General features: G+C 55.5%; 11 protein-coding genes. All 11 read right to left on the bottom strand.

Features of this window, described 5'->3' with window-relative positions; all coding sequences use genetic code 11:
- Window positions 1-60: 60 nt before the first annotated feature.
- The 11 genes from PGX44_RS13310 to PGX44_RS13260 all read right to left on the bottom strand — a co-directional run bounded on the left by PGX44_RS13310 (window position 61) and on the right by PGX44_RS13260 (window position 10,554).
- Window positions 61-342 (bottom strand): TIGR04076 family protein, encoded by a 282-nt coding sequence (locus PGX44_RS13310; RefSeq protein WP_498855748.1) that lies wholly within the window; start codon window positions 340-342, stop codon window positions 61-63.
- Between the two features lie 6 nt (window positions 343-348).
- On the bottom strand, window positions 349-1,116 hold the full coding sequence (locus PGX44_RS13305; protein ID WP_498855747.1) for a TatD family hydrolase: 768 nt from the start codon (window positions 1,114-1,116) through the stop codon (window positions 349-351).
- Window positions 1,116-3,068 carry a methionine--tRNA ligase gene (gene metG / locus PGX44_RS13300; RefSeq protein WP_498855746.1) on the bottom strand — a complete coding sequence of 651 codons (1,953 nt, stop codon included), beginning with the start codon at window positions 3,066-3,068 and terminating at the stop codon, window positions 1,116-1,118. Before metG ends, PGX44_RS13305 begins: the two co-directional genes overlap by 1 nt.
- A 79-nt stretch (window positions 3,069-3,147) precedes the next feature.
- Window positions 3,148-4,005: a 16S rRNA (cytidine(1402)-2'-O)-methyltransferase gene (gene rsmI, locus PGX44_RS13295; protein ID WP_498855745.1), complete on the bottom strand. Its 858-nt coding sequence runs from the start codon at window positions 4,003-4,005 to the stop codon at window positions 3,148-3,150.
- Window positions 4,006-4,031: 26 nt separating this feature from the next.
- Window positions 4,032-4,766, bottom strand: coding sequence for a tRNA1(Val) (adenine(37)-N6)-methyltransferase (locus PGX44_RS13290; protein ID WP_498855744.1), 735 nt, complete (start codon window positions 4,764-4,766; stop codon window positions 4,032-4,034).
- Complete coding sequence (locus PGX44_RS13285; RefSeq protein ID WP_498855743.1) at window positions 4,756-5,598, bottom strand: PSP1 domain-containing protein; 843 nt, start codon at window positions 5,596-5,598, stop codon at window positions 4,756-4,758. Before PGX44_RS13285 ends, PGX44_RS13290 begins: the two co-directional genes overlap by 11 nt.
- Window positions 5,599-6,591 (bottom strand): DNA polymerase III subunit, encoded by a 993-nt coding sequence (locus tag PGX44_RS13280; protein WP_498855742.1) that lies wholly within the window; start codon window positions 6,589-6,591, stop codon window positions 5,599-5,601.
- Window positions 6,592-6,733: 142 nt separating this feature from the next.
- Window positions 6,734-7,411, bottom strand: coding sequence for a dTMP kinase (locus PGX44_RS13275; RefSeq protein ID WP_498855741.1), 678 nt, complete (start codon window positions 7,409-7,411; stop codon window positions 6,734-6,736).
- Between the two features lie 16 nt (window positions 7,412-7,427).
- The gene (locus PGX44_RS13270; RefSeq protein ID WP_498855740.1) at window positions 7,428-8,882 is read right to left on the bottom strand and encodes an aminotransferase class I/II-fold pyridoxal phosphate-dependent enzyme; all 1,455 of its coding nucleotides are present in this window, start codon (window positions 8,880-8,882) and stop codon (window positions 7,428-7,430) included.
- Entirely contained in the window at window positions 8,875-9,339 is a 465-nt protein-coding gene (locus PGX44_RS13265) for an NUDIX hydrolase (protein WP_498855739.1), read from the bottom strand. The genes PGX44_RS13270 and PGX44_RS13265 overlap by 8 nt, the downstream gene beginning before the upstream one ends.
- A 135-nt stretch (window positions 9,340-9,474) precedes the next feature.
- Window positions 9,475-10,554, bottom strand: coding sequence for a phage replisome organizer N-terminal domain-containing protein (locus tag PGX44_RS13260; RefSeq protein WP_498855738.1), 1,080 nt, complete (start codon window positions 10,552-10,554; stop codon window positions 9,475-9,477).
- Window positions 10,555-11,076: the final 522 nt, after the last annotated feature.

Raw genomic sequence — 11,076 nt, 5'->3', positions numbered from 1 at the left:
ATGCAAATAAAAAGAGGATGTGGACAAAATGATTTCTCATTTTGTCACATCCCCTTTCTATTACGTATCTTCGTCGATCACTTCGGCCTTAAAAACCATGGCCACGTCCGCATCAGAACAGCAAAATTCCGCTGTTCCTGCAGGCTGTCCGGGCAGGGAACCGCCGTAGCGGAGAATATCGATATAGGGAAAGGCACAGTGCATTGCCATGGGACAAATATTTCCCCGTTCTGTATCATAATCAAAGACTTCACCTACGTGATGTCCCCGGTGACAGCCCATAGGGCCCAGTTTGCCTGTAATCGTAAGCCGGATATCCGGCCGTTTGCCACGTGCCATCATATCACCTCACAGGATATTAAAAATACGTTTGCCATTTTCCGTTGTAATCCGTCCAGCTTCCGCTGCGTCCCACTGACGCAGGCGGGCTACTTCGTCTGCCATATAGTGCACATAAGCCGGTTCATTCCGTTCGCCCCGGTGCTGTGGCGGCGTCAGGTACGGGCAGTCCGTTTCCACCAGGATCCGGTCGGCCGGCAGGGCTTTCACGATGCGCTTCAGCTTGCGTGAGCCGGAATAGACCATACTGCCTGTAAAGCCGATATAAAAGCCCAGCTTGATGAGCTCCTCTGCCATTTCCAGACTGCCGGAATAGCAATGGAAGACACCGGTAAGGCCCTTGCCGTACTGCCGCAGAATATCCAGGGTATCGCCATGGGCCTCGCGATCGTGAATATCGATGGGCAGCTCTAGCTCTACAGCCAGTTTCACCTGTTCGATAAAGACCTGCTGCTGCAGCTCCCGGGCCGGTTCCGGCCAGTGGTAATCGAGGCCCACTTCGCCAATGGCTACGACCTTAGCTTCTGTTTCAGCTAGGTGCCGCAAGGCAGCCAGATCACCGGGTTCTGCGTGCGCCGCTTCCTGCGGATGGATCCCCACAGCGGCATACACCTGCCGGTACTGCCGGCTCAGGGCGACGGCCTCACGGGACGTGCGCAGGTCCGTACCGGGGCAGAGCAGATACTGCACACCGCTGTCAAAGGCCCGCTGCAGCATGGCCTCGCGGTCAGCTGCAAAGGCTGCGTCGTTGACGTGACAATGCGTGTCAAAGAGCATTAGCGGACACGGCTTCCCGGAGCAGCGCCATCGACGAAGATGACCTGCAAATGATCGTCGCCGTCGGAGGCAGAAAGGATCATGCCCTTCGATTCGACGCCGCAGAGCACCACCGGTTTGAGGTTGGTTACGACGATAACCGTATGGCCTACGAGGTCTTCCGGTTTATAGTATTTGGCAATGCCGCTGACGACCTGCCGTTTTTCCACGCCCAGATCGAGCTGGAATTTGAGCAGCTTCGACGTCTTAGGAATCTTTTCGCAGGCCAGGACTTTAGCAGCCCGCAAATCCATGGTACCAAAATCGTCGATCGTGATTTCGTCTTTAAACGGTTCCTTTGCTGCCGTACAAGCTGCGGCAGCAGCAGCCTGGGCTGCCTTGTATTCTTCGGCTTCGGCAATTTCTTCCTTCGGATCATAGCGCGGGAAGAGGGCATCGCCCTTAGCCACTTTGGTACCGGCCGGATAGCCGCCCCAGACCTGGGCGTCGGCCAAATGGGCCTGGGAGGCGAAGTCGCCGAGGCCGAGCTGCTGCCACATTTCGGCAGCTGCCGCCGGGATGACCGGGCTGACGAGCATGGCGATAATGCGCTGTGCTTCCAGGAGGTTGTAGAGGACCGTCTGGAGGCGTTCTTTTTTCGCTTCGTCTTTAGCCAGTACCCACGGCATGGTTTCATCAATATATTTGTTGGAACGGCGGATGAGGGCCCACGTTTCGTTGATGGCATCGTTGATCTTCATGTCATCCATGAGCTGTTCATAGTCTTTTGCCGTCTGTACGGCGCAGCTGGCCAATTCGTCATCGACCGGTTCTTTTACGGACGGGCCGGCAACGACGCCGTTTTCATAGCGTTCGACCATGGCCAGTGTACGCTGCAGGAGGTTGCCCAGGTCATTGGCCAGATCGGCATTGATGCGGTCAATGAAGGAAGGCAGGGAGAAGTTGCCGTCCTGGCCCAGGCGTACTTCCTTCAAGAGGTAGTAACGCAGGGAGTCGGCACCGTAGCGGTCGATCAAGGGAATGGGGTCGACGACGTTGCCCAGGGATTTACTCATCTTCGTGCCGTCGACGATGAGCCAGCCGTGACCAAAGACCTTCTTCGGCAGGGGCAGGCCGCAGCTCATGAGCATGATCGGCCAGATAATCGTATGGAAACGGACGATTTCCTTACCGACGAGGTGCAAATCGGCAGGCCAGTATTTCTTGAATTTTTCCGGATCGTCCAAATAGCCGGCTGCCGTCGCATAGTTAGCCAGGGCATCGAACCAGACGTAGACGACGTGCTTCGGATCCCAGGGAACGGGAATGCCCCAGTCAAAGGACGTACGGGACACACAGAGGTCTTCCAGGCCGCTCTTGACGAAGGAAATCATTTCGTTACGCCGTGCTTCCGGCTGAATGAAATCAGGATGTTCATCGATGAACTGGAGCCACTTGTCGGTGTACTTGTTCATCTTGAGGAAATAGGCTTCTTCCGAAACCAGTTCCAGCGGGCGGCCACAGTCCGGGCAGATGTGCTTGCCTTCAGGCAGCTTGTTTTCCGGCCAGAAGGATTCGCATGGTGTGCAGTACCAGCCCTTGTATTCGCCTTTATAAATATCGCCATTGTCATAGGATTTCTGCATCAGTGCCTGTACGACTTTTTTATGCCGTTCTTCTGTCGTCCGGATAAAATCATCGTTCGAAATGTTGAGGCGTTTCCACAAATCCTGGAAAAGGGCTACGATGCCATCGACGTATTCGAGGGGCGTCATGCCTTTGTCTTCAGCAGCGCGCTGTATTTTCTGGCCGTGTTCATCAGAACCGGTAAGGAAAAATACGTCATCGCCGCGCAGACGATGGAAACGCGCCAGGGAATCGGCAATGGTCGTGCAATACGTATGGCCGATATGCAGCTTGGCACTGGGATAGTAAATGGGGGTGGTAATAAAATACTTTTTCTTTTCTGTCATGATAAATCCTCCTCTGCCGGCAAATGAGCCGGCTCGTGTACCCGACATACCGCTGATGCCTCAGCATCTCCTGCAGGGTTTACTGATTTTCTGTTGCCAGAACAGCCTGATACACCGTGCGGCGGCTGACGCCACTGCGTTGCGCCACCGTGCGTATAGCCTGTTTTTTATCTATTCCCTGAGCCATCAGTTCCCGGACCAGGGATGTATAATCTTGTTCGCTTTGTCCGCCCTCGGCCTCTGCCTGCGGCGCAGCGCCGGCTACGAGCACGACAAACTCGCCGCGTATGTCCTGACTATCCAGGGCTTCGAGCAGTTCGCCCAGCGTACCGCGCCGGTACTCTTCGTAGCGCTTGGTCAGCTCCCGGCAGAGCACGGCCTTGCGATCGCCTAAGACCGCTTGCATTTCCTTGAGGACCGTCAGCAAACGGTGCGGCGCTTCGTAAAAGATAAGCGTCCCCGTATAGGGCTTTAATTCCTCCAATACGGGCAGGCGGTGCTTCTTTGTCTTCGGCAGAAAACCGGCAAAGGTAAAGCGCGTCGTATCCATGCCGGAAGCAATGAGGCCGGTCAGGCCGGCGTTGGCACCGGGCAAGGGCACGATGGGTATGCCTGCTTCTAAGGCCAGCCGGACGAGGTCACTGCCGGGATCACAAATAGCCGGCATGCCGGCATCGCTGACGACGGCAATCATCTCACCGGCCTCGAGCCGTGCGATGAGCTGCGGCCCTTTTTCTGCCTTGTTGTGCTCGTGATAGCTAGTGAGAGGCGTATCGATATCATAGGCCGCGAGCAGTAAGCGCGTATGCCGCGTGTCTTCTGCCGCAATGAGATCGGCTTCGCGCAAGCAGCGGACGGCCCGGTAGGTAATATCTTCCATATTGCCAATGGGCGTCGCACATAAATATAATGTTCCTTTTTGAAAAACCTCTGCCATAACAACCTCCCCTAGTGGCGGCTCTGTCAGTCCTTGCCATACATGGCCAGGACAGCCTCTGAATAGGCACCGTCTGCTTCATGCACGATCAGTGGTGGCTGGACGCTGAGGCCCGGATTGCCGCCGCGGATGCCCTCGATGAGGCAGAGCTTGGCCGGTTTGTCCGGCCGGCCGTGAATAAAGCGGACCACCTTGGGTTCAATGGCGGCCTGGCGCATGGCCGTCAGGATATCGGTCAGGCGCTCTGTAATATGTACCATACGGAAGCGGCCGTGAAACTTCAGGGCATACGCCGCCGCTGCCAGCACCTCCGTGAGGGTAGCCGTTTCTTCATGCCGTGCCCGGCGGACGCCGTCCTTTTCACTGTAAGCGCCCCGTTCCTTTTCCCGGTACGGCGGGTTTACGTAGACCGCGGCAAAGGCACCGCTGGCATAATAGTCCTCTATGTGGCGGTAATCGCCTTCGACGATCCGGATCGACGCGTCCTTCCGGTTGAGGGCTACGTTGCGCCGGGCAATATCGGCCATGACCGGATTGAGCTCCATGGCGGTCACGTCTTTGGCGCCGCGGGCGCTGAGGATGAGCGGAATGGCCGCCGTCCCCGTCCCCAAATCGAGGGCCGGCCCGTGCGGCACGGGGCCGAAATGAGCCAAGAGGACCGTATCGAGGGAAAAGCAAAACTGGTCATCCCGCTGAATGAGCTTCATGCCATCGAGGACGAGGTCGTCGAGCCGTTCATGCGCGGCCAGTTCAACTGTCATGTTCTACTTCCGCTACGTCCGACCAGGGCACGTTCACATTATGCCCCGATTCGAGCTGTACCTTTACGGTATGGTCCTTCATGTGTACGCGCAGGACCGTGCCCAAGCCATCATCGGTAATGACCCGCTGGCCCACCTGAGGCGGCTTTTGGTGTTCACAGGCCTTATGGCAATTCTGGCACTTCAGCTCGCCTGACGTATAGAGATCATTTTCATAGCGCAGGCAGCACATGAGGCGGCCGCAAATGCCGGAAATCTTCGTCGGGTTCAGGGACAATCCCTGCCCCTTGGCCATGCGGATCGATACGGGCTTAAAATCCCCCAGGAAAGACGCACAGCACAAGGGCCGGCCACAATAGCCGACACCGCCGATCATCTTGGCTTCATCGCGCAGGCCAATTTGGCGCAGTTCAATGCGGGTCCGGAAGACCGAAGCCAGATCCCGGACGAGCTCGCGGAAATCAATGCGGCCGTCGGCCGTAAAGAAGAAAATGATCTTGCCCATATCGAAGGTATAGTCCACATCGATGAGCTTCATGGGCAGTTTATGTTTTGCGATTTTTTCCAGGCAAATCGTAAAGGCCTTCTTTTCCCGTTCTTTATTACGTTCTACTTGCCGTAAATCCTTCGGCGTTGCCTTGCGGATAATCGGCTTTAACGGCTGGACGACTTCCGACGCGGCGACACTGCGCGGGGCAATAGCTACCGTGCCAAATTCCATACCGCGGGCCGTTTCTACAATAACGCCGTCTTCTTCGGCCAAGGGAATTTCTGTCGGATCAAAATAATATATTTTCCCGGCCGTTTTAAAACGGATGCTAACAACTATCACCTAATGCCCTCCTCGTTCTTTGATAAAGCGAATGCATACATAATCCCAAACCAGACGTCCATTGACGTGACGCCGCAGTGCTTCACCGGCTTCATCGAGCACCTGAAGCAGTGAGAAAATACCTGCATCCGGCCAATACGGCAGCAGTGCCGTCAATTCCTCTCCATATTGCTGTAAGCGGAGCTGTGCCGCCGGCACACCCTGGCGCAAAACGGCCAGATCCCGCAGCAGCATGCTCAGCCAGCAGTATATATCAGCCGCGTCGGCATCAGCCAGAGAAGCCGTAAGCGACATACCCTTGGCGTACGGGCAAGCGTGACGGGACATGACCTGGAGAAACTCCAAGGCCCAGCGGGCATGTTGCAGCCCCTGTCCGGCCAACAGCTCCAGCACGCGGGCCACATTGCCGCCGCCCCAAAGGACAGCCTGCTCGTAGTCAGCCGCCGTACCGCCACGGGTACGGATGAGACCGTCCCGCATTTCCCCGTCGCTGATGGCGCCAAAGGTCACCATAGCACAACGGGAAACAATCGTCGGCAGCAGGAGATCCGGCTGATTGGTAATGAGAATAAAATGAACACCTGCCGGTGGTTCTTCTAAGGTCTTTAACATACAGTTGGCGAATTCCTTATTCATCGTTTCGCCGTGGTTGATGAGGCAAATCCTGTTTCCCCCGGTATGCAGGATGAGCTTTTCCTGGAGCTGCCGGAACTGGCTGACGCGCAGCATCGTACCGATCATATCCAGATAATAGGCTTCACCCCGGTCCTGATAGAAGGGATGTGCTTCATCGCATACCAGATCAGAAAGTCCCGGAAAGAGCGGCCGCCCTATGAGGGTCGACGCTACAGCCTGGGCCATGGGCAATTTTCCCAGCCCTTCCGGACCGGCAAAAACCATGGCGTGCGGCAGGCGGCCGGAAGAGATAAAACGGAGCAGCTGCTCTTTGATCGATTCATGACCAATGACAGCGTCAAAATAGGTTCTGTCCAATCTGTTTCCGCCTCCTTACTGCAAAAACTGTCTAATCTTTTCTATTATAAAAAAAAAAGCCCGTAAAGTCTATAGGCAAGGCCTTGACAAGGCAAAAGAAAAGGCCTGCCGGCCCCTCTGACAGGTCGGCAGGCACGCCTGGTTAGCATTCCAGCTCGCGCTGCACCAAACGGTACAGCTCTGCGTGCACCGCTTCAGGCGTACGCATACGGCCTCCTTCTGTACACGCCAGACGCTGCCAGCCGTAGCGGCCGGTCAGGGCTGCATAGGCAGCGTGGCATTTGCGCAGGAAGTCTTCATTCTTTTCATGAATATCGCCGGTCGCCCCGCCTGTCTTGCCTTGGCGCTCCTGCATGAGCTGTTCCGTCACAGCTAAGGGAACGTCCAGAAGAAAGGCCTGGTCCGGCCTGGGCAGGCCCATTTTGTTAAACTCAAAATCCTCCAGCCAGTCGAGATAGGCCGTCCGTTCTGCCGGCGTCTCAAACTTGATCATCTGGTAGAGCATATTGCTCGTCGTATAGCGGTCAGCCAGGACGATGCCCCCTGCCTGGAAAAAATCCTTCCAGCCGCGCTGGTACGACGCATAGCGGTCGACGGCATAAAAGGCCGACGCCGCGTAGGGATTGACGGCGTTGGCATCGCTGCCAAAGTCGCCGCGCAAATACATGCGCACAAGGGCGCTCGAATCGCTGTCATAATCGGGAAAGCTTACGGCCCGGACAGGACGTCCGTCACGCTGTAAATGCTCATACAGGAGCCGGGTCTGCGTCGCCTTGCCGCTGCCGTCGCCCCCTTCTATAATGAATAATTTTCCAGACATGCTTTTCTTCCTTTCTTTACTCCCGGACTACCTGCAGCGTCTGCAGGGCCGGATCGGCTGCGCCGTTCGTTTCATAGCCTGCGGCCAGCTTGCCCCGGATATAAGCCAGCGCCTCCGGAGTCACGGCTTCGCCGGCTGCCAGGACGGGAATCCCAGGCGGGTAAAAGGTCACATTTTCGGCGGCAATACGGCCGGCACTGTCCGCCAGGGGTACACATTCACGCCGGGCATACCAGGCCTGACGCGGCGGCAGCACTACGTGCGGCACCGGCAAGGGTGCTTCGTCCCGTTGGCGCTGCCTTACTACGCTCCACCCGGCAGCAATCATCCGGCAGGCCTCGACGAGGGCGTGGACACTCCGGTCATCATCGCCTAAGGCCAAGAGGGCCAGGACGTGGCTGCCTGCCGTAAGCTCTACTTCGATGCCTTCCTTGCGCAGGAGCAGCTCCGCGTCTCTGCCGGACAGGCCGAGGCCGGAAAAATCGATGGTCAGTTTCGTTTCATCAAAGCCGCCGACGGCATCATAGCGCAGGATTTCTTTGCCAAAGCAGCGAATACCGGCCAGGCTGTTCAAGGCCTGACGGGCCTCCCTGGCCAGGGCCAGCAAGCGCGTTTCTTCGGCCTCGCCAAAAAGGGCCAGCTGCTGCCGCGCCAAATCGAGAGACGCCAAAAACCAGTAGTGGGGACTCGTCGACTGGACCAGGGCCATAGCGGCGGCTACGCGGTCCGTACCGGCAAAGCCCTGACGGCAGTGCAGCATAGACGTCTGCGTGAGCGACCCGGCCAGCTTATGCGTGCTTTGGGCCACACAGTCGGCACCGCACGCCAAGGCATCCATTGGCAGGTCATCGTGAAAGGCCAAGTGGGCGCCGTGGGCTTCATCGACCAACACGGTCAGGCCACGGGCATGGGCCAGGGCCGTCATTTCCTGCAGCTTGCCGGCAATGCCGTCGTACGTAGGATACGTAAAGAGGACAGCTACGGCCTCAGGATGGGCCTCCATAGCTGCCGTCAGGCTGGCTGCGTCCGGCCCGAGGGACACTTCCTCGGCCGGAGCAAAGCGGCTTTCCATATAGGCTGGCACGGCGCCGCTCAGGATGAGGCCGCTCATGACGCTGCGGTGGGCTTCACGGGGAATCAAGATGGTGTCACCGGGCTGGCAGACCGCCAGAATCATGGCCTCAATACAGGCCGTCGTACCGTTGATGGAGAAAAAAGTTCTCCCGGCCCCGTACAAATCGGCAGCCAGATCCATGGCTTCTTTCAAGGGGCCTTCCGGCTGAAAGAGGTCATCCAGGGCATACATGAGGCCCAGGTCACTGCGCAAGGCCTCGCCAAAAAGGTCCCGCTGCCGCTGCGGCGCACCGTGTCCCAGTTTATGGCCCGGCGTATGGAAGGGCACCATGTGGAGCCGGCAGTACGCGTCCAAAGCGTCTGCAAAGGGAGCCTTCTGCTGTGCATCTTTATTCATCGGCTACACCTGCCAAGACAGCCTGCAAGAGCAGCTCCTGCCGCTCATAATCATACCGGCGCATCTGCCGGAACGAAGCGCGCAGCGATTCCTGCAAGGGATACGCCCCTGCCTCTTCAGGCTGCACCCAGCGATACGCACAATGCTCAGAAGACAACACTACGTCTTCCGTCTGGGAAAGAGCCGTAAAAATGACACCATTGAGGAACTGTCCGTCCTTCTTTTGATAGCACCACGTACCGGCTACTGCCAATATATGCGGCGCAAGGCCCGTCTCCTCCTGCACTTCCCGGCGCAGAGCCGCCAAAAAATCCTCATCACGACACAAGCCGCCGCCAGGCAGCTCCCACGGATGCTTCCCTTCAGGATCATTTTTTTGTAACAGCAGCATCTTGCCATTATGGAAAATCATCGCCTTCACGCTCAATCCCATATGGATATTTCCTTCTTGTCCCATACGCTACTCCTTCATTTCCTTGTTATGATAAATTATGTTTTCATTTATTTTACCAAATAGGCGTAGCCATGGGAAGAGACGCAATTCGCTATGTGTACCTTTGTCCCTCTGCAGAAACAGGCCTGCAGGAGGCGCCTAGCCGGCCAGGCGTAGTGCGTCTTGGCCGGGCTCGTTTCTTTTTTTATTCTTTTCGAGGAGGCCTGCAATGTAGTCTACACTGTCGTGGCCGCCGTAGGAAGCAATCCACGTGGCGCCTACTACGTAGAAGGAGTCTTCTTCCTGTTCGAGTTCCATGAGTTCCCTGGCTGTTTCGGGCGTAATGGAGCCGAAGGCTTTGATGTAGGCTTGTACGGCTTCGCTTTTCTCCGGGTCCGGTGCTGCTGTTTGGGTGTCAGCCGCAGGTTCAGCCTCATTTTGGGCATAGTCCGGGTGATTGGCTTGGCTGTAGAGGTCCGGTTCACCTTCGTTCCACGTATACTCAGGGTATACGCTTCCTGTGTAGTTGTCCGCTTCGCCTTCGTCCCACGTATACTCAGGGTATTCGCCTGCTATATAGTCGTCCGCTTCGGCTTCCTGCCAGGCATAGTCTGGGCCGGTGCTTGCGGTGTAGTCATTTGCTGTGGTTTCGTTTTGGCTATGGTCCTGTTGTTTCAGGTCATAGGTGTTTTCGCTTTGGTTTTGTCTATAGTCAGCAGGAACGGTTTCTCTGTCCGATTCCGGTTCAGCTGGGCTGTGTGAGGCGTCATAGGCTTGCTCTAAGGCGGTTATGGGAATGACAGTTACGTCGTGGGCGCCGGGGTTTGGGCAGACCGGTACTGTCTGTTCAGGTGCTGCCTTTTGAGTAGTGCTTTTCTTTTTCTTGGCTGGTTTTGTCGTGTCTTTTCCCGTATCAACGCCTTGGAGTTCGTTCCAGCGGTTGATTTTGATGACGCCTTGGTCGTCGCGCTGGATCAGTTCGTATGCTTCCAGCAGGTCCAGGGCTTTACCGATAAAGCGGGCGTTGCGATGGTAGCCTATGGCGAGCTGCCGGACAGTCATGGCTTTGCCTTTCATGGCATAGACGTAGCCCTGATCACGCAAGGCACAGGCCAGCTTGACGAGGTGCAGGAAGAAAACGAAATAGGCTTCGCCGTTGCGTTCGGCGATTAAGCAGAGAATGCGCGGATCACTCATCAATTCGATATGAAATTTGAACCAGTGGATTTTTTTGGACATGAGAACGTACCTCCTAAACAGTCTGAAAATTTACCCCTCTATTATATAGGGGGATTCTGAAATCAAAAGTGTAAAGGTAAAACGGCGTTTTTCTGCATTGTTTATAAAATGTTTAAACTTTTCGCTTTTTGCGGGCCTAAATTTCCCCTTGCTATATAGGGGGATTCTGAAAGCGATTTTGGAAACAAAAACGGCAATATTTTATAAATAATTTATAATTATGTCTATTCTCCTGTTTTTCTCCCTCTGTTTTATTCTTTTATTATTTTTCTTATCTCTTCTCCCTCTCCTTCTTTTTCTCTTTCTTTTTCTCTTTCTTTTTCTTCTCTCCCTCTTATTCTTATTCTCTTCTTATTCTTATTCTGTCTCTATTTTTTATATGATTTTTTCTTTGAAACGATACAAAAAAACCGCTCCTTCAGGCAGGAACGGGGCGGCTGGAAAGCCGATAAAATCAGGGGTTTGGGGTGTGTCAAGAGTTTTGTGTAAATCGATTCAATAAGCAACATCGTATTGCTGCAT

Origin of the sequence: Caecibacter sp. AF58-12pH5A (genome assembly GCF_027681725.1) — a bacterium.
GTDB classification, from domain to species: Bacteria; Bacillota; Negativicutes; order Veillonellales; family Megasphaeraceae; genus Megasphaera; species Megasphaera hominis.
This window is presented reverse-complemented; position numbering and strand designations above follow the sequence as displayed.

Bases quoted from the DNA above. Each gene is read 5' to 3' on its own strand.
- PGX44_RS13305 (WP_498855747.1), bottom strand. From the start codon at position 1,116: ATGCTCTTTGACACGCATTGTCACGTCAACGACGCAGCCTTTGCAGCT.
- PGX44_RS13260 (WP_498855738.1), bottom strand. From the start codon at position 10,554: ATGTCCAAAAAAATCCACTGGTTCAAATTTCATATCGAATTGATGAGT.
- metG (WP_498855746.1), bottom strand. From the start codon at position 3,068: ATGACAGAAAAGAAAAAGTATTTTATTACCACCCCCATTTACTATCCC.
- PGX44_RS13270 (WP_498855740.1), bottom strand. From the start codon at position 8,882: ATGAATAAAGATGCACAGCAGAAGGCTCCCTTTGCAGACGCTTTGGAC.
- PGX44_RS13265 (WP_498855739.1), bottom strand. From the start codon at position 9,339: ATGGGACAAGAAGGAAATATCCATATGGGATTGAGCGTGAAGGCGATG.
- PGX44_RS13310 (WP_498855748.1), bottom strand. From the start codon at position 342: ATGATGGCACGTGGCAAACGGCCGGATATCCGGCTTACGATTACAGGC.
- PGX44_RS13290 (WP_498855744.1), bottom strand. From the start codon at position 4,766: ATGACAGTTGAACTGGCCGCGCATGAACGGCTCGACGACCTCGTCCTC.
- PGX44_RS13275 (WP_498855741.1), bottom strand. From the start codon at position 7,411: ATGTCTGGAAAATTATTCATTATAGAAGGGGGCGACGGCAGCGGCAAG.
- rsmI (WP_498855745.1), bottom strand. From the start codon at position 4,005: ATGGCAGAGGTTTTTCAAAAAGGAACATTATATTTATGTGCGACGCCC.